Genomic DNA, 16,991 nt, shown 5'->3' with positions numbered 1-16,991 from the left:
GGCTGAAGCAGCGGTTCAAGTCCGCAAAACGCTCAACACTGGCGCCAATTTGCTGGACGAAAAGCTTATTGCGGGCATCCCGGTTGACACGGGATGCTGATCCTCGTCAATTCTTGAGGAGGCCACCCGCTGACCGAACGGCGTCTGGTGTGTCAACATCGATGAGCGCGGCATGAGCAAGATCGACCAACCGTGTCTCCACTCCCGCATCCTGTAAAATCACCTTTGCCCCCTCATCGCCTTCCAGCTGCTTCAATCTTTCGAAGAGAGTAGCCGGGATCACTACCGGGTGCCCGGCTTTGCCTTTGCTTGCTCCGCGGACGACTTGACGACCGTCCAACGCACGGAAGGTGGCTATGAGCTGATCAATATGCTGTTCGGTGATCCTCGGCATATCGGCAAGCATGATGAGTGCGCCCGCGCAGCCGTTCAAACTTTCATGTCTGAAACCGCAGCCAAGCGATGTTCCCATGCCGGATGAGAAACGGTCATTGAACACGACCGACAGAGGAAGGTCGTCAATCGCGCGTTCGATTTCGGTCGATCGGTGTCCCGTCACGACAAGTACGGACGACAGCCCCGAGCGAAGCATTGACTCGGCGGACCTGCGAACCAGCGGCACCCCATCGAACTCCGCCAGAAGCTTGTGATGGCCGCTCGTTATCCTGCTCGACTGACCCGCCGCGAGGAGTACTCCAGCAATCCTCATCACGCGTGAACTCTCCGATCCAATAATACCATCGCGAGGGCACCGGTCCCTGTCCCCCACGATAGAGATGCATGGTTTCGGCTCCTCACGAAGGGAAAACTTCCAATCTTGCGGCAGCTACATCCGCCAACACAGAGAGTGCCAGCGACGCTGCATCGCGTGTCGGGCCGAAGAGACCGATCGGCGCGCGGATACGATCAATGTTCTCTGAGGAAACGCCTGCTCCGCGCAACAACTCAGTGCGCCGTCTATGCGTGCGGGTGCTGCCGAGCGCACCGATGTAGAAGGCAGGAGACGTCAAGGCGCGGTCCAGGACAGCCGCCTCTAGATCAAGATCGTGATGAAGAAGCACCACAGCCGTGAATCTGTCGATTTCAATCGCGTTGGGGTCCTTTGAAGAGGACAGCAGCTGCACTTGGTAGCCGGAGGCGTGTGCCAGACGCGAAACTGCATCGGCTTCCGCCGTCTGACCGGAAATCACCACACATGTCTGAGGACGATAGACCGATACAAATGTCCCTTCGTACCAGCCGGAACGGGGTGGAACAGTTTTACTGTGTGTCAGCGCCTGTGATTTTGGGTCTTGGGTTAAGGCGACGGTTTGACGGTCCGCAAGTTGATCGAGAACTATCTCTAGTGCTTCCGTTGCGCGAAGCACGTGGATCGCGATCGTTACGCCGCCCCCACACGGAAGAACAATGTCAAAAAACGGCGAGCCTTCGCCGTACTTTACAACGCGGTCGCGCCCCTCCTCCATGGCTTTCAAGGCTTCGGCCGCAACCGCAGCCTCAATGCAGCCACCAGACAGGTATCCGCAATAATGCCCGTCAGATGAAACGGCGAGATGCGCACCAAGGGAGCGTGCTGCTCCGCCTCGGATTTCAACCAGCGTCGCGAGAGCGGCTCCACCGCCACCCAGGGCGTTCAAAGCAAAGCGAAGTATCTCCGCTGGATCGTCGGAGTTGTTCACCCTTACGGGCACTGGCAGTGCAGTGGAAACTGAATTGCTCACGTCATTCCCTCAAAATGGACCGGTGGCCAAAAGGCCACCGGTGTTCGATCATGCAAGTTCAGGCAACTTGTCGATGAGCTTGTCCAAGGTGACCGGGTAATTGCGAACTCGGATCCCTGTCGCGTTATAGACAGCGTTGGCGATAGCCGCGGAGACCCCGCAAAGACCGAGTTCGCCAATACCCTTTGCTTTCATCGGCGATGAATACGGGTCGGTTTCATCCATGAAGATCACCTCCTGATGCGGAATGTCGGCATGGACCGGCACCTCGTAACCGGCGAGATCGTGATTGACGAAGAAACCGTGCCGCGTGTCGACCGCAAGCTCCTCGGAAAGAGCGCCGCCAGCACCCATCGTCATCGCGCCTATCACCTGGCTGCGTGCGGTGATGGGGTTCAAGATTCGCCCGGCGGCACAGACCGCCAACATGCGCCGAATCCGCGTCTCGCCAGTTGCAACATCAACGCCGACCTCGACGAAGTGGCCGCCGAATGTAGACTGTTGATGTGTCTTTGTCAGGTCGCCCCACTCCATCAAGTCTTCACCGACAAGCCCACCTTCGCCAGCGGCTTCTGCAAGCGCGACGGTGCGATTACCTGAACGCACCTTACCGTCCTCAAAGACGACATCAGACGAGTTGAATCCAAGCTTGCTGGCGACAGCGTCGCGGAGTTTGACGCAGGCAGCATAAACACCAGACGTAGCGGAATTCGCACCGAACTGTCCACCTGAGCCGGCCGAGATAGGGAAATTCGAATCCCCCAATCGGACGACTACATCGTCTATCGAAACACCCATCATCTCCGCCGCAGTTTGAGCGATGATCGTGTAGCTGCCAGTGCCGATATCGGTCATATCGGTCTCGACGGTTACCACGCCATCGCTGCCGAGTTTCACCTTTGCACCGGACGGCATGACGAGATTGTTGCGGAAGGCTGCGGCAACGCCCATCCCAACCATCCAGTTGCCTTCCCGGCGCTCTGCAGGACCGGTGCGCTTGTCCCACCCGAACGTCTCCGCGCCACGCCTCAGACACCCGATAAGGTCGCGGTAAGAGAAGGGTCGGTCAGGATTCTCCGGATCGACTTGGGTGTCGTTCTTGATCCGAAACTCTATCGGATCCATCCCCAGCTTTTCTGCCATCTCATCGACCGCGATCTCCAACGCCATCAGGCCGGGGGCCTCGCCGGGCGCCCGCATAGCATTGCCTTCTGGTAGGTCGAGCGTTGCCAGCTTCATCGCGGTCATCCGGTTTGCCCCACCATAGAGCAACCGCGTTTGCATGACTGCCACTTCCGGCTGGCCATCAGGCAGATCGCCGGACCAACTTTCATGCGCGATCGCGGTAATCTTGCCGTCTCGTTCAGTGCCGATCCGGATACGCTGAATGGTGGCGGGCCGATGGGTGGTGTTGTTCGGCATCATCGGTCGAGGAAGCGTGACCTTTACCGGACGCCCCACGGACTTTGCCGCAATGGCTGCGAGGACGGCATCCGCTCTGAGGAAGAGCTTTCCGCCAAAACCACCACCAATATAGGGCGAAACGACGCGAACGTTCTCCTTGTCGACGCCAAGCGTCGTCGCAAGGTCGCCACGCCACCAGTCGATCATCTGGCTCGAGGTCCATACCGTGACCTTATCTCCTTCCCACGCACCGATCGAAGCATGGGGCTCCATCATCGCATGAGACTGGTCAGGAGTTGTATATTCGGCATCCAGCGTCACGGGCGCGTCTGCAAAAGCAGCGTCGAAGTCACCAGCCGCGCTTTCCGGCTCTGTCTTCGGATCGGGGGTCTCGGCATTACCCATTTCTTCCCGCAGATCGAAGCGGCCCTTCGCGGGCGCGTAATCGACGCGAACGAGCGACGCAGCCGCGCGCGCCTGCTCGAATGTCTCGGCCACAACGATCGCGATCGCCTGGTGATAGTGCTGGATCTCGCTTCCGCCGAAAAGTTTCGCGGTGTTGTACTCGCCTTTCTCGAGCTCCCCGACGTCGAGCGTGGTGATGACATCCAGAACACCCGGTGCGCTTTTCGCAAATGATGTGTCGATGGAGGTCACATGTCCTTTGGCGATCGCTGAACCAACCGGATATCCATAGGCATAAGCAACACCTGGTTCATGCCACTCATAGGCATAGGTCGCTTGGCCCGTCGTCTTCAACTGGCCGTCGATACGGTGGATCGGCTTACCGACGACTTTCAATTGATCGATCGGGTTTGTGGTCGCTGGCTTTTCAAACTTCATCGCTTAAACCCTCGCCTCTTCAAGAACTGTGCCGATTGTTCTTTCGACGAGGTCAATTTTGAATGCATTCTCACTCGTCGGACGTGCGCCCTCCATCAGTGCCGCGGACATGGCCCGCGCACCATTTGGCAGTTCACTTTCAGCCTCTTCAACGCGCCATGGCTTGTGAGCCACACCGCCAACAGCAACTTTTCCAGAGCCATCGGGCTTAATGACAGCCGCGACCGATACGAGCGCGAAAGCGTAGGACGCGCGGTCGCGCACCTTGCGATAGATTTGCTTGCCGCCCTCAGGCTTCGGCAGGACAACGCCGGTGATGAGTTCGCCCGGGCGAAGTTCCGTTTCGATGTGCGGGGTGTCGCCGGGCAGTCGATAGAACTCTCCAAGCGGTATCGAGCGCTCCGTTCCATCCGCTGCAACCGTCTCGACCTTTGCGTCCAGAGCTCGCAGCGCAACAGACATGTCGCTCGGATGCGTGGCGATGCAGGCATCGCTAACCCCGATCACGCCAAGCTGGCGGGTGTATCCTCCAATGGCGGAACAGCCACTGCCCGGCTGTCGCTTGTTGCACGCCTGGTTCGGATCGTAGAAGTAGGGACAGCGCGTGCGCTGCAGAAGATTGCCTGCCGTCGTCGCCTTGTTTCTTAGCTGACCAGAGGCACCGGCTACAAGCGCGCGTGACAGGAGTGGATAGTCACGACGCACCGTTTCATCCGCAGCAAGATCCGTGTTTCTGACGAGAGCACCGATTCTCAAGCCACCATCGGATGTTGCCTCTACTTGGTCGAGGCCGAGTCCATTGACGTCGATAAGGTGGGATGGCCGCTCGATTTCAAGCTTCATCAAGTCCAGGAGATTGGTGCCACCGGCAATAAATTTTGCGCCGTCATGCTGAGCAGCAGCCTCCGCTGCGCTTTTGATCGACGTGGCTCGCTCGTAGGAAAACTCTCTCATGCGCTTACTCCCGCAACATCTTCAATGGCCTCGAGAATGTTGGAGTACGCGCCGCACCGACAGAGATTTCCGCTCATGCGCTCGCGTACTTCCGAGGGAGAGAGCGCGGCAGGCTTTGTCAGATCACCTGTTACATGGCTAGGAATATTCGCCTTTATTTCTTCCAGAACGGCGACGGCGGAACAGATCTGTCCCGGCGTGCAGTAGCCACACTGGAAACCATCGTGCTTGATGAACGCCGCCTGCATGGGGTGCAGATTGTCCGGCTCACCCAGACCTTCGATGGTGGTGATTTCATCATCCTCATGCATGACCGCAAGCGTCAAACAGGCGTTGATGCGACGACCATTGACCATGACAGTGCATGCACCGCACTGGCCATGGTCGCATCCCTTTTTGGTTCCGGTGAGATGCAGATGCTCCCGTAGAGCGTCAAGGAGGGTGGTACGGTTGTCGAGTGTCAAGCTTTCCGCTTTACCGTTGACCTCGAACGATACTTCAGTTGTGATGTGCAAGGCTCTATCCTTCATGTCTGCGGCACAACAAGGTTGCGCCTCCCACCGCAATCGGTGCAGCCAACGGGACAAGCCATTGTCGACGTTAAAGTTCCAAATTGAAGAACGTTTTCCTACAGACCTCTTCTTCGGAGCGCATGTCCTAAGATATTTTCTGCAATAAAGGGCAAGAACGTTTTGAAGTCCGCTCCGTCATGAAAAGGCAACAGCGCGGAAAATCAGACACATACTGACGTTTGGTAAACGTGTTTGGACCGTTTTGTCCCAACACGTACCAAACTCTTCGCGCCTCGATCAAGCGCGAGCGTCACTTGCCCTGTTGCGCCTTACCAAGTCCTAGCAGGTGGTAAAAGGCAATTGCTCCGATTGTCGCCGTCCCGATACCATCAAGTGTAAAGCCACCGATGTTGAGTTTGAAATTGCCGGCGCCCAGGACCAGGGCAATACCGACGGTGATCAGGTTTCGCGGTTCGGAGAAATCCACCTTGTTTTCCACCCAGATGCGGCCCGCCGTCGCGGCAATAAGACCGAAGACAACCACGGAAAGACCGCCGATGACAGGCCCAGGGATTGTCTGGATGAGTGCACCGAACTTCGGCGAAAAGCCGAGGATGATGGCGACAAATGCAGCGAAGACAAAAACGAGCGTCGAGAAAATACGCGTGATCGCCATGACGCCCATGTTTTCGGCATAGGTCGTCATACCGGTTCCACCGAAGGCGCCGGAGAAGATGGTTGCAATCCCGTCACCGATAAAGGCGCGACCGAGATAGGGGTCGAGATCGCGCCCGGTCATGGCGCCGATTGCCTTTATATGTCCGAGGTTCTCGGCCACCAGGATAACGACAACCGGCGCAATAAGGGCGATGGCCGAGGCGGAGAAGACCGGTATTGTGAATGTTGGCATGCCAAACCAGGAGGCCGCTTGAACGCCGGAGAAGTCAACCGCCTTGCCAAGGCCAAGCCCATTTGCGAGCATAAGGTATACGAGATAGGCAAACGCACCACCGAGCAGAATAGGCAAACGCCTAGCCATACCGGGAGCGTAGACAGCGATCGCACCGACGGATGTGACAGTCAGGATCGCAATCCAACGCGAAATCTGGTCGCCGTCCGGGTTACCGGGGCTCGTACCTGATGCACTTGCGATCGCAATTGGCGCAAGGACCAGACCGATTGCAGCGACGATCGCGCCGGTCAATACCGGCGGCATCAGTTTTTCGATCCAGTTGTGACCGGCAATCATGACGATGACGCCGATCAGAGCATAAAGTACCCCAGCGGCAATGATACCGCCCAGAGCGAGCGCGATATTAGGGCTCGCGGCGCCCGCGGCCGCACCCGTTGCGACCAGAACCGGGCCAATGAAGGCGAAGGACGAACCGAGATAGCTCGGCACACGACCACCGACGGCTATGAAGAAGATCAGCGTCGAAATGCCCGAAAACAAGATCGAGACGTTGGGATCGAAGCCCATGATCAGGGGCGCGAGAACCGTGGAGCCAAACATGGCCACGACATGCTGCAGGCCAAGAACCGCCGTTTGTCCGGCGGGCAACCGCTCATCCGGCATGATCCGCCCTTCGGTCTTCAGCCGCCAGCGCGGAAAGTAACCACCCGTATCGCTCATCAATGCCCCCCGACACTCGCGGCTATCCGTCGACACACGTCAGTGAAAGCCATAGCCGCAAAAAGTTCGTCTTTTGGTGAATTACACCCACCGACTGGTACCGAATCGTCGGCAGCGTATCTGCTCTTGGGGTAGCGCGATTAACGTCGCCTGTCATTGAAGATGCATCACTTCCCACCGTTCTCTTCGGTGGTAACGGTGACCATAAGTGCGATAAGCGCGAGGACGGTGCTTATGATGGGCGCTTCCCTTTCACCGTCCCCGTCCAAAAGTGTTTAGTCCCCGGCCGCTCCTGCAATGAGGAGCCGTTTAGAACTCATCCCAGCCGGCTTCTGCCGCTTTCCCGTGGCCGCCGACAGCCACTGCTACCTTCGTCACCATTCTGCGAGCAGGGGAAACCACCGGCCGATCATTTGGTGTGGCGAGAGCGACCTGCTTTTGGCTTTTGGAGGCGGAACGATTTCCAAGTTGGAAGCCCTCGATGAGACCACGTAGGCGAGCAGTTTCTTGCGCAAGCGTCGCGCCCGCGGCATTCGTCTCCTCCACCATCGCGGCGTTCTGCTGCGTTACCTGATCCATCTGATTGACGGCGGAATTGACTTCAGAAAGTCCGACGGCCTGCTCTTTTGCGGAGCTTGCGATCGCTTCCATGTGCTGGTTCACCGACGTGATGTTCTCGTGGATTGTTCGCAAGGACTCTCCTGTCTCGCTGACAAGCTTGACGCCGGTGCTCACCTCTTCGCTGGAATTTCGGATCAGGCCCTTGATCTCCTTGGCAGCCTGGGCAGACCGTTGTGCAAGCTCACGGACTTCCTGTGCAACCACCGCAAATCCCTTGCCAGCTTCACCTGCGCGGGCTGCCTCGACGCCGGCATTCAGTGCCAGAAGGTTCGTCTGAAATGCGATTTCATCAATCACACCGATGATGTTCGATATCTGGTTGGAGGAACTTTCGATGCGCGACATGGCAGCCACCGCATCCGCAACCACGTGGCCGGAGCGCGTGGCATTGTCACTGGCCGTGATCGCAGCCTGTCTCGCGTCATCTGCACGCCGTGAAGCGTTGTTCACATTGACTGTAATTTCGTCCAGTGCCGCAGCCGTCTCTTCGAGTGACGCGGCCTGCTGCTCCGTACGACGGGAGAGGTCTTCTGCGCTTTGGCTAATTTCGCGCGTGCCCATGTCGATCTGGTCTGTTGAATGGGCGACGGCGCTCAAGGTATTGCGCATCTGGCTGAGCGCGTCGTTCATCGTGCGCCGCAATTCCTCGAAGTCTGGCGCGAAGGGTTCATCAATGCTGAAGGAAAGGTCGCCTTGTGCCAGTTTCGTCAGCGCTGCACCAATGGTGTTGACGGCGTGCACGCGCTGCGTGACATCGGTCGCGAATTTGACCACCTTGACCACCTTGCCCTTGGCATCAAGAATCGGATTATAGGCGGCATTGATCACGACCAGCTTGCCGTTCTTGCCGTAGCGCATAAATTCCGCGGATTGAACCTCGCCTCGACGCAGCGCCGCCCAGAATTCCGAATATTCGGGGGACTGAGCATAGGTCGGCTCCACCAACATTTTATGGTTACGACCCTTGATCTCGTCCAATCGGTAACCGAGTGCGTTCAGAAAGTTCCCATTGGCGGTCACGATTTCGCCGTCGGTGGAAAACTCGATAATCGCCTGGGAACGACTGACGGCCTCCATTTGCGCCGTGTAGTCCATGTTTTGGAGCCGCTCTTTGGCATTTGCCCATTCGACAGCAAAGCCAGTGATCTTTCCGTTCGCGCGCAATGGCGTCACGATCAGATCGAAGGCACGATGTCCAACCCAGATCGTCGCCCGATGCTGGCCTTGAAGCTGAGCCAGCATGTTGCGCTGGTGGGAGGGATTCTTGTGAAAAATGTCGATATTGCTGCCGATGAGCTTTTCGAAATCAAACCGCGGCAATTCTTTTTTCAGGTCGGTCTCAGCTTCTTTCAGAAGCTCCTGCACAGCCTTGTTCATGTAGCGAATGTTGAGACCGGCATCGGCGATCATGATGTTCGCCGTGATATGATCCAAGGAATTGGTCTGCATATGGGTGGTGTTGGAGTAACCGAACATGCTGTCATGCCTTCTAGCGGTTGTCAGAGCAAGGCGTAAAGCCGCCTATGCTCTGGTGTTATTACTTGTCTGAAAATTCGGGGTATGCGTGCGCAGGTGCTAGCCCGTGGTCTTCCCAAGACGGCACGCGCTGTCGATGACAGTATAAGACCCTGTCTCTCAAACGTTTTGCGATTGGTTGCTCAGTTTGCTTCCGACTTTATTCGGAGCACGTTCTTCAAGCCGTCAACGTGCCACGCTGAGGAGGCCCGGTTTTACTGGCAGAGGCAGCGCATAGGCGGAAGGTTGCCAATCGGTCTTGCCCCCGCGAGAACGTGAGCGGAATGCCCATCAAGAAGAGATGAAGCACCTGACGGATCGACAAGCTCGTAAGGGCATCATGGAACTGTAACCAGTGGGGTTTCGCTTGATGGCAGTCTGGCCGACGTGCACCATTCGAAAAATCGGCGACCAACAACAATGACGAGCCAAGGGCGAGCACGCCCGCAAGGCTTAGAGCCAGAAATAGCTCATCGATATGGTAGCCGTCATTTGCCCTGATAAGGGTGTCGAGCGCCTCACCGCCGAAGACGACGGCGCATCCAGAAATCGTCAACATGACGATCACCCGGAGAACAGACATTACATGGCATCGAACATGAACAGACCGCATGACACCCCCCGACACGGCTCGGCTTCATGCCGCTGCAGGCTCCTAGATTTAGGCCCCTTGAATGCGACGAGGTAACCGGCCTTGATCCATCGCAGCCCTGTGAAGCGCGATCCGGGCGATGAGCAAGAAGAGCACGGAGTTGCAGCTAAAGCAGATGGTTACCTCTCGGGGCGGGCGTAACTCCAGCCCCTTCATACGATTCCAAATTTAGGGGTGAAAGGTGAAAAAAACGTTAAATTGAATATCTGCCCCACATCATTTGCTCGCTAATAGAGCAATAGATACGCAATTTAGACTATCGTGTGAATTTTTAGGCAATCTTTACGCGAATAAATAGTAATTCCACAAGTAAAGGATGGGAAATAAGTGATATTACTCTATGAGACCACGTCGGATCGCCTCAGCGATCGCATGACTGCGGTTCTTGGCGCTAAGTTTACGGGTTGCCGCCTTGATGTAACTATTCACCGTATCCGTCGTGAAGAGACATACTTTAGCAATCTCTTCACTGGTCTTGCCGCGACTTGCCCATCTTAGGCAATCAAGCTCACCGTCCGTCAGCTTCATCTCCTGAGCCGCAAACCTCTCCATGATCGGCCTTGTGATAATACTATGAAGCGTCCCGACAATTTCCTGTAAGAACTCAATTTCCTCGGTGGTGAATGGGGTCGCGCGGGAGAAGGTCACGGCTCCAAACACCTTTGTGCCTCGCCTCATCGGAAAGAGGGTGCGGTTAAACACACCAAAGCTTTGCGCAAGATAGAGGACGCGTGGCGGCGGCGGATTTTCCGCATAGATCTCTTCTTCGATGACAACACGCGCCGCCGTTGAAGAAGCCTTGACGAATGGGTCTATGGCCAGCAACCCGTCACCATAATATGCGTCCAAATATGCAGGAGGCACGTCCGTATCGATGGAATGACCGGTTCCAAATCGATAGCCATCAAGATCCAAACCGGACACTGCAAAGAAATCGAAGGGCACGGCTTGTCGGAGCCGCTCAACAAATGGGTGGTAGGGCAAATGCCGACGCACCGGGAGAGAGCTCAGGTCAACGGCCTCGTCGAACGACAATGTCAGGGCAAGCGTTCGAGAAAAGGGCATAAGGTGCTCCGGCTTTGATCCCAAATTTCGAGACCAAAATCAATTAGACGTAAATCGACCACCTCACTCTACAAGTGATCAGGCCGACTATGCACAGCAGTGGGTGCCGCCTCAACCGATAAATGACGGCACGATTTCAATACGATACTCATGACGACACCGATGCGAGCTCTTGCACTGCTTTATACAACCAGTGCGGTGGGAACCAGGGCATCTTCCAATCGCAGTGGCGATCGGCGTGTCGCTGACAGGGTGGGTCACAGCGTGATTGCTCCGCTTGAACTTCCTGCAGCCATCGATGCAATCATGAGAGCACCAGCGTTTACATTTTTGCTTAAAATGGTCACGTCGATCCCCTCAAAGCCCTTGCACTCTGAAAGATCGCTACGGTCCTCAGGACTGCTTCAAAGAGCCAACCCGCTTGCCCTGTCAAAAACATGAACCCGTTCGTGATTGATATTGGCCGCAAACATCGAATTCGTTCTGACCAGTTGTTCGCCATCAACCACCGCCGTCACCTGATGTCCGGCAAGATCGAAAACCACATGGGTCTGTGCACCCGTCGGTTCGACCAGCAATGTCTTGCCGGAGACCATGACGTCGCCTTCGCCGCCCATGGCAAAGTGCTCGGGGCGCAGCCCGATCGTCACCGATTGCCCGCGCTTGACGTTACGATCGCTTGCAATGCGAATGGCCGTGCCGTCATCCAGTCGCGCTGCTGGCGCGCCGTCCTCACCATCGACGATGCATTCGATCAGGTTCATAGCAGGGGAGCCAATGAAGGCGGCGACAAAGAGATTGGCGGGCTTCTTGTAAAGCTCGAGCGGCGTTCCCTGCTGCTCAATGCGCCCCTGATTGAGGACGACGACGCGGTCTGCGAGCGTCATGGCTTCGATCTGATCATGCGTCACATAGATCGACGTCGTGCCGACCTTCTGGTGCAGCGTCTTGATTTCGCTGCGCATCTGCACGCGCAGCTTCGCGTCAAGGTTGGACAACGGTTCGTCGAAAAGAAAGACCGCCGGGTTGCGCACGACAGCGCGCCCCATCGCCACGCGCTGGCGCTGACCACCGGAAAGCTGCGAGGGTTTGCGATCCAGAAGGTTGGCAAGGTCCAGCATCCGCGCGGCCTCGGTGACGCGCTCCTCGATCACCGCTTTGGGCTGACCGGCAATCTTCAGATTGAAACCCATATTTTCGGCGACCGTCATATGCGGATAAAGTGCATAGGACTGAAACACCATGGCGATGTTGCGCTCCCTCGGCGTCATCTCGTTGACGATCTTGCCGCCAATCAGGACGTCGCCATCGGTAACTTCCTCAAGCCCGGCAATCATGCGCAACAGCGTGGACTTGCCGCATCCGGAAGGACCAACGAGCGCAATGAATTCGCCATCGGATATCTCCAGCGAAATGCCGTGAATGACGCCAAGCGAGCCGTAGGATTTGCGAATATCTTTCAGTTCTACAGATGCCATTGTCTTCTCCCCTCAGGACTTGACGGCGCCGGCCGTCAGGCCCGCGATGATGTGTTTTTGCGCTAAGAAGAACACGATGATGGTCGGCAGGATCGTCATGGTGATGAAGGCCAGCACCAGCTGCCACTCGGTACCGAACTCGCCGCGATAGACCATGATGCCGAGCGGCCATGGGTATTTGGATTCGGAATTGAGCATGATGAGCGGCAGGATGTAGCTGTTCCAGCTGCCGACGAAGGAGACGATCCCGACTGTTGCGATGATCGGCCGCGAAAGCGGCATGGAGATATGCCAGAAAAATTTCAGGTAGCCGCAGCCATCGACGAAGGCTGCCTGGAAAAGTTCGTCCGGCAAGTTCTTGAAATAGTTGCGGAAGAGCAGGATGCTCATTCCGAGGCCAAAGGCCACCTGCGGCAGTACCACGCCCCAATAGGTGTCTAGCAGCCCCAGATCGCGGATGCGAATGAACAGCGGAAGAATTGCGGTCGCAGCCGGAAACATCAGTCCCAACAGGAAATAATTGAGCAGAAAGTTGGACCCGAAAAACTTGACATGCGCGAAGGTGAAGGCCGCCATCGCCGAGACGACGAGCGTCAGGAAGACGGTGAGAACGGCGATGACAAGCGAGTTGAAAATCTGCAGCCAGTAGCGTTTTCCAAACAGGATATCGCCATAGTTTGCCCACTGCCACTCGGCTGGCAAACCGAAAGGATTGACGCGCAGATCGCCGAGCGTCTTGAAGCCTCCAAGCGCCGTCGTTAGCAGCGGTATCAGTACTATGGCGGCAATCAGGGTCAGCGACACATAGAGGTAGATCCTCGTCTGCACGCTGACGCGAACGGATGTGGATGTGTCAGTCATGGCGCATGAAAATCCTTTTGTAACCGAAGGCTAGCGTGACGCAGATGATGAACAGCACCACCCCGACAGCGCTTCCAAGCCCGACTTGCATGCGCATGACGCCGTATGTGTAAAGGAACGTCACCATGGTCTGGGTGGAATTGGAGGGACCACCGCCCGTCAGCGGCATGATCATGTCGAAGAGCTGCAACGACCCGATCACGGCAAAGAAGATCGAAAGCCGGACCGTCGAGCCGAGCATCGGCAGCGTGACGTAGCGAAACTTCTGCCAGCCTGAGGCCCCATCGATTTCGGCCGCCTCCAGCACGTTCTTGTCCACAGACTGCAGGCCGGCGATGAACAGCATCATGTGGAAGCCGAAATACTTCCAGACGATGACGGCAAGCACGGCATAGATCGCAACATCCTTATCCGCCAGCACATAGGGGTTGGCAAACCCGAAGAAGTTCGAAATGGCGGCAAAGAGACCGTAGTCGCCGTCATAGACAAAGCGCCAGATAAGACCGGCTGCGACATCTGCCAGAACATAGGGCAGGAAGAAGACGAGACGAAACGCCACAACACCTGGAATGCGATGGGCCAACATCGTCGCAAGCCAGATTGCCAGCGGGATCTGTATGCAGATCGAAATGACGATGATGAGCGCATTGTTGATCAGCGCCTGCGAGAACGCAGCATTGCCAAACAGAACCTGAAAATTCTTGAGCCCGATAAACTCGCTCGGCGTGCCGTAGCCGTTCCAACGGTAGAGGCTGTACCAGGCCGCCTCCCCCATCGGCAGGATCACGAAGAGGGTGAACAACAACAGCGCCGGTGGCAGGAAAATCAGCAAAGTCAGCGCGCGGTCATGTGCAACGGAGCTCTGCTTCCGCTTCGACTTTACGACCGGGCTTGCCAGCGCGGGCGTAGCGTTCATGGAAATATTGGTCATCTTATCCGCTTTCGTATTCACGCAATGGCGATGGGCGCCGCACCAGGCGGCACCCACCGTTCAGGCGGGATCAGCGAAGCTCGAAAGCATCCTGGATCTGCTGCGCGCCTTCTTCAGGCGTCATTTGACCGGAGACGATTTCGACGGAGATGTCGTTGACGACGCGGCCAACAGCGGCACCGAGCGTCTGGTCGAAGAAGTTTTGATGCCACGTGGACGCCGCAAGTTGCTTGGCGGAATCGGCCATCAGCGGATCTTTCACCGCTTCACTCGCACCGACTGCGACGGGTAAGATCATGCCGGCTGCCGCGAGCTTCTTCTCGTTGTCGGCATTGGTGAGGAAGGTGGCGAAATCGATTGCTTCCTTCGAAGCATTCTTCGTCACCGCCCATCCATTCAGACCGCCAAGCGTGTCAGTGGCTTTGCCCGCACCGCCCTCGACCATCGGAAAAGCGAAGCGACCGAGATTGTCGGAGGAAAGACCCTTGCCGTCACCTGCATTCTTGCGCTGGTTGGCTTCGGTATTGTCGAAACCAAGGATCATCGCCGCCTTGCCGTCGCCAAAAACACCGAGCGCCTGCGGCCAGGTGGCCCCGAGATAGCCTGGCTGGAACGGTTCGAGTTTTCCGAATTCTGCAAGCTGCTCGCCAGCCTTGATGATCGTCGGGTCCATGAAGCCTTCGCCCTCGCCCTTGCTTGCGGCATCGAAGACCGCCTGGCCTCCATTGCGCATGACGAGATAGCTCCAGTAGAAATGGATCGGCCACTTCTCCCCGCCACCACCGGCAATCGGAACAATCCCGGCGTCCTTGATCTTCTTTACCGCGGCGCCAAGATCGTCCCATGTCTTGATGTCTTCCGCCTTGACGCCGGCCTTGGAAAACAGCTGCTTGTTGTAGAAGAAGCTGACGAGGCTGACGCGGTAAGGCACAGCCCACACTTTGCCGTCGAAGGACAAGCCATCAATGGCAGCCGGGTTATAGGCGTTTCGAATCTTGCCACCATCAGCATCGAAGATTTCGGTCAGATCCTTCAGAGTGCCTGTCTTGGACTGCTCCTCAAGCACGCCGCCGCCCCAGCTGTAAAAGAAGTCAGGAACGTCATTCGACTGCAAAAGGGTGGGAAGCTTGGCCTTGAAGGCTTCGTTTTCCAGAAACTGCAGCTGAATGTCGACATCGGGGTGTTTCGTCTCGTAATCCTTGGCAATCTCTTCCCAAACGGCCACGGATTTCGGATCGAGTTCGACGTGCATCCACTTGACGACAGTTGTGGCAGAAGCGCTTGCTGCGCCGAGCATGAATGTAATAGCTGTGGTGGAGGCAAGCGTGATCAGCTTGCCGCCCAGGCTTGCGCCCGCGTGCATAAACGTCATGATGATGATCCTCCCGGGGACTTCCTCACATTTATTCCCCAATCCGAATTAATTCATATAAGAATCCACTAACTGTCAAGGCGAAACTACTATTTTCCGCAACGCAGCTTGACATGGCGACGCATATTCGGGCTATTTAATCCGTGATCCGATATTAATCGGACATCCTGAATTGCTCTGCTCAAGCTCGTTGCGACTGGACCCATGAAGACTGCCGACCCCGAACTGATGCGTGCAATCAATCGCTTGAACGTCCTCGACACGATCCGTCGTCACGGCCCAATTTCGCGTGTGGAGATCAGTGAAAGGACGCAGCTTTCCACCACCACAGTTTCCGCGATAACGGCATCGTTACTGGATGATGGCCTCATTCTGTCGCGCCACTTGGGCGATATACGAACAGAGGGCGCGCGCGGCCGTCCCCGCGTAATGCTGGAACTCAATCCGGATGCTGCCAGGGTGGTTGGGGCCAAAATCGCGGCCAACCGTATGGTCTTCGTCGTCACCGATTTCTGCGGCAACGTCCTGTCGTCCCTCTCGCTGCCAATTCGGATCGATCGCCAGCCGATCGGTGTGATTGCAGATCTGATCGAAGACGGTGTGCGTCGATGCGTCGTCGATGCAGGGCTTTCACTCGAAGATGTCGACAGGGTCTGCCTCGGTCTACCGGGAGTGATTGAACACCGCACCGGCAAGATCCGCTCCAGCCCAGTGCTACGCGAAGTCAACATCGATTTTGCCGGCGAGATGACGGCCCGCTTTGGAACGCCCACCATTATTGAAAGCGATGCGCATGCCGTGACGCTTGGCCACCACTGGTTCGGCAAGGCGCGCGATCTTGAGGACATGGTGCTGATCTCGCTGGAGCAGACACTTGGCTTAGGCGTGTTGCATAGAAACGACCTCTTCCGCGGCGCCGGTGGTCTCAGCCATAATCTCGGTGATCTCGTGCTTGTCGCGAGCCCCGAAGGCACCGTTCGGCTGGCGAGCCAGGCCGGCGAAAATGCAATCCTTGCGTCACGGCCCGCTGACGGACGTTTCGCCGAGGCGATCCGGCTTGGCCGAGGCATTCAACATGCCCAAGCGCTGGTGCTGGCGCAGGACAATGATCTCATCGCCGCTGCCCAACGGGCGGGTGCCGCAATAGGTCTGACGCTTGCCAATATCGTGACCCTGTTTGCTCCGCCGCGCGTCATCTTCGTTGGCTCCAGCCTCGATCTCGGCGCCCCGTTCATCGATAGCATCAGGAGCGCCTACGAAATTTCCGTGCCGCCATCCCTACAAGGCGTGGCGGAACTGGTCTTCGACAACTCCAGCGACGAGCTCTGGGCACAGGGTGCTGCGGCTGTCGCGCTCTACGAACTTTACGAATCGCCTTGGAACACCACAGGCCCAGCTCTCTGAGGAGTGAGCGGGCGCAAGCATGATG

At 56.9% G+C, this 16,991-nt stretch carries 14 protein-coding genes; 1 reads left to right on the top strand and 13 read right to left on the bottom strand.

Annotated features, from left to right (window positions below):
• Nucleotides 1-106 precede the first annotated feature (106 nt).
• The 13 genes from ACTJK5_RS18075 to ACTJK5_RS18015 all read right to left on the bottom strand — a co-directional run bounded on the left by ACTJK5_RS18075 (nucleotide 107) and on the right by ACTJK5_RS18015 (nucleotide 15,562).
• Nucleotides 107-709: a nucleotidyltransferase family protein gene (locus ACTJK5_RS18075; protein WP_112956386.1), complete on the bottom strand. Its 603-nt coding sequence runs from the start codon at nucleotides 707-709 to the stop codon at nucleotides 107-109.
• 85 nt (nucleotides 710-794) lie between these two features.
• Nucleotides 795-1,721: an XdhC family protein gene (locus tag ACTJK5_RS18070; protein ID WP_112956387.1), complete on the bottom strand. Its 927-nt coding sequence runs from the start codon at nucleotides 1,719-1,721 to the stop codon at nucleotides 795-797.
• Nucleotides 1,722-1,769: 48 nt separating this feature from the next.
• Entirely contained in the window at nucleotides 1,770-3,968 is a 2,199-nt protein-coding gene (paoC, locus tag ACTJK5_RS18065; RefSeq protein ID WP_440612937.1) for an aldehyde oxidoreductase molybdenum-binding subunit PaoC, read from the bottom strand.
• A gap of 3 nt (nucleotides 3,969-3,971) precedes the next feature.
• Nucleotides 3,972-4,922, bottom strand: coding sequence for an FAD binding domain-containing protein (locus tag ACTJK5_RS18060; protein ID WP_144622243.1), 951 nt, complete (start codon nucleotides 4,920-4,922; stop codon nucleotides 3,972-3,974).
• A complete protein-coding gene (paoA, locus tag ACTJK5_RS18055; protein ID WP_113261212.1) occupies nucleotides 4,919-5,452 on the bottom strand; it encodes an aldehyde dehydrogenase iron-sulfur subunit PaoA in 534 nt (177 codons plus the stop codon). The genes ACTJK5_RS18060 and paoA overlap by 4 nt, the downstream gene beginning before the upstream one ends.
• Nucleotides 5,453-5,744: 292 nt before the next feature.
• Nucleotides 5,745-7,067, bottom strand: a complete 1,323-nt coding sequence (locus ACTJK5_RS18050; protein WP_113225742.1) for a solute carrier family 23 protein — start codon at nucleotides 7,065-7,067, stop codon at nucleotides 5,745-5,747.
• A 309-nt stretch (nucleotides 7,068-7,376) separates the two neighbouring features.
• Nucleotides 7,377-9,164, bottom strand: coding sequence for a methyl-accepting chemotaxis protein (locus tag ACTJK5_RS18045; RefSeq protein ID WP_113225741.1), 1,788 nt, complete (start codon nucleotides 9,162-9,164; stop codon nucleotides 7,377-7,379).
• A gap of 217 nt (nucleotides 9,165-9,381) precedes the next feature.
• Nucleotides 9,382-9,762 carry a hypothetical protein gene (locus ACTJK5_RS18040; RefSeq protein WP_440612936.1) on the bottom strand — a complete coding sequence of 127 codons (381 nt, stop codon included), beginning with the start codon at nucleotides 9,760-9,762 and terminating at the stop codon, nucleotides 9,382-9,384.
• 426 nt (nucleotides 9,763-10,188) lie between these two features.
• Nucleotides 10,189-10,920, bottom strand: a complete 732-nt coding sequence (locus tag ACTJK5_RS18035) for a LuxR C-terminal-related transcriptional regulator (protein WP_113178981.1) — start codon at nucleotides 10,918-10,920, stop codon at nucleotides 10,189-10,191.
• A gap of 404 nt (nucleotides 10,921-11,324) precedes the next feature.
• Nucleotides 11,325-12,398, bottom strand: coding sequence for an ABC transporter ATP-binding protein (locus ACTJK5_RS18030; RefSeq protein WP_113178982.1), 1,074 nt, complete (start codon nucleotides 12,396-12,398; stop codon nucleotides 11,325-11,327).
• Between the two features lie 12 nt (nucleotides 12,399-12,410).
• Complete coding sequence (locus tag ACTJK5_RS18025) at nucleotides 12,411-13,259, bottom strand: carbohydrate ABC transporter permease (protein WP_062597890.1); 849 nt, start codon at nucleotides 13,257-13,259, stop codon at nucleotides 12,411-12,413.
• Entirely contained in the window at nucleotides 13,252-14,175 is a 924-nt protein-coding gene (locus ACTJK5_RS18020; RefSeq protein ID WP_440612996.1) for a carbohydrate ABC transporter permease, read from the bottom strand. Before ACTJK5_RS18020 ends, ACTJK5_RS18025 begins: the two co-directional genes overlap by 8 nt.
• Nucleotides 14,176-14,260: 85 nt before the next feature.
• Nucleotides 14,261-15,562, bottom strand: coding sequence for an extracellular solute-binding protein (locus ACTJK5_RS18015; RefSeq protein WP_113178984.1), 1,302 nt, complete (start codon nucleotides 15,560-15,562; stop codon nucleotides 14,261-14,263).
• Nucleotides 15,563-15,766: 204 nt separating this feature from the next.
• Here ACTJK5_RS18015 and ACTJK5_RS18010 point away from each other — a divergent pair, with 204 nt between their 5' ends.
• On the top strand, nucleotides 15,767-16,966 hold the full coding sequence (locus tag ACTJK5_RS18010; protein ID WP_062442432.1) for an ROK family transcriptional regulator: 1,200 nt from the start codon (nucleotides 15,767-15,769) through the stop codon (nucleotides 16,964-16,966).
• Nucleotides 16,967-16,991 lie beyond the last annotated feature (25 nt).

This window comes from Agrobacterium sp. 22094 (genome assembly GCF_052046015.1).
In the GTDB taxonomy this organism is placed as follows: domain Bacteria; phylum Pseudomonadota; class Alphaproteobacteria; order Rhizobiales; family Rhizobiaceae; genus Agrobacterium; species Agrobacterium cavarae.
This window is presented reverse-complemented; position numbering and strand designations above follow the sequence as displayed.

Coding starts and splice junctions, on each gene's coding strand:
- ACTJK5_RS18075 (WP_112956386.1), bottom strand. CDS start 709: ATGAGGATTGCTGGAGTACTCCTCGCGGCGGGTCAGTCGAGCAGGATA.
- paoC (WP_440612937.1), bottom strand. CDS start 3,968: ATGAAGTTTGAAAAGCCAGCGACCACAAACCCGATCGATCAATTGAAA.
- ACTJK5_RS18060 (WP_144622243.1), bottom strand. CDS start 4,922: ATGAGAGAGTTTTCCTACGAGCGAGCCACGTCGATCAAAAGCGCAGCG.
- paoA (WP_113261212.1), bottom strand. CDS start 5,452: ATGAAGGATAGAGCCTTGCACATCACAACTGAAGTATCGTTCGAGGTC.
- ACTJK5_RS18050 (WP_113225742.1), bottom strand. CDS start 7,067: ATGAGCGATACGGGTGGTTACTTTCCGCGCTGGCGGCTGAAGACCGAA.
- ACTJK5_RS18045 (WP_113225741.1), bottom strand. CDS start 9,164: ATGTTCGGTTACTCCAACACCACCCATATGCAGACCAATTCCTTGGAT.
- ACTJK5_RS18040 (WP_440612936.1), bottom strand. CDS start 9,762: ATGTTGACGATTTCTGGATGCGCCGTCGTCTTCGGCGGTGAGGCGCTC.
- ACTJK5_RS18035 (WP_113178981.1), bottom strand. CDS start 10,920: ATGCCCTTTTCTCGAACGCTTGCCCTGACATTGTCGTTCGACGAGGCC.
- ACTJK5_RS18030 (WP_113178982.1), bottom strand. CDS start 12,398: ATGGCATCTGTAGAACTGAAAGATATTCGCAAATCCTACGGCTCGCTT.
- ACTJK5_RS18025 (WP_062597890.1), bottom strand. CDS start 13,259: ATGACTGACACATCCACATCCGTTCGCGTCAGCGTGCAGACGAGGATC.
- ACTJK5_RS18020 (WP_440612996.1), bottom strand. CDS start 14,175: ATGAACGCTACGCCCGCGCTGGCAAGCCCGGTCGTAAAGTCGAAGCGG.
- ACTJK5_RS18015 (WP_113178984.1), bottom strand. CDS start 15,562: ATGACGTTTATGCACGCGGGCGCAAGCCTGGGCGGCAAGCTGATCACG.
- ACTJK5_RS18010 (WP_062442432.1), top strand. CDS start 15,767: ATGAAGACTGCCGACCCCGAACTGATGCGTGCAATCAATCGCTTGAAC.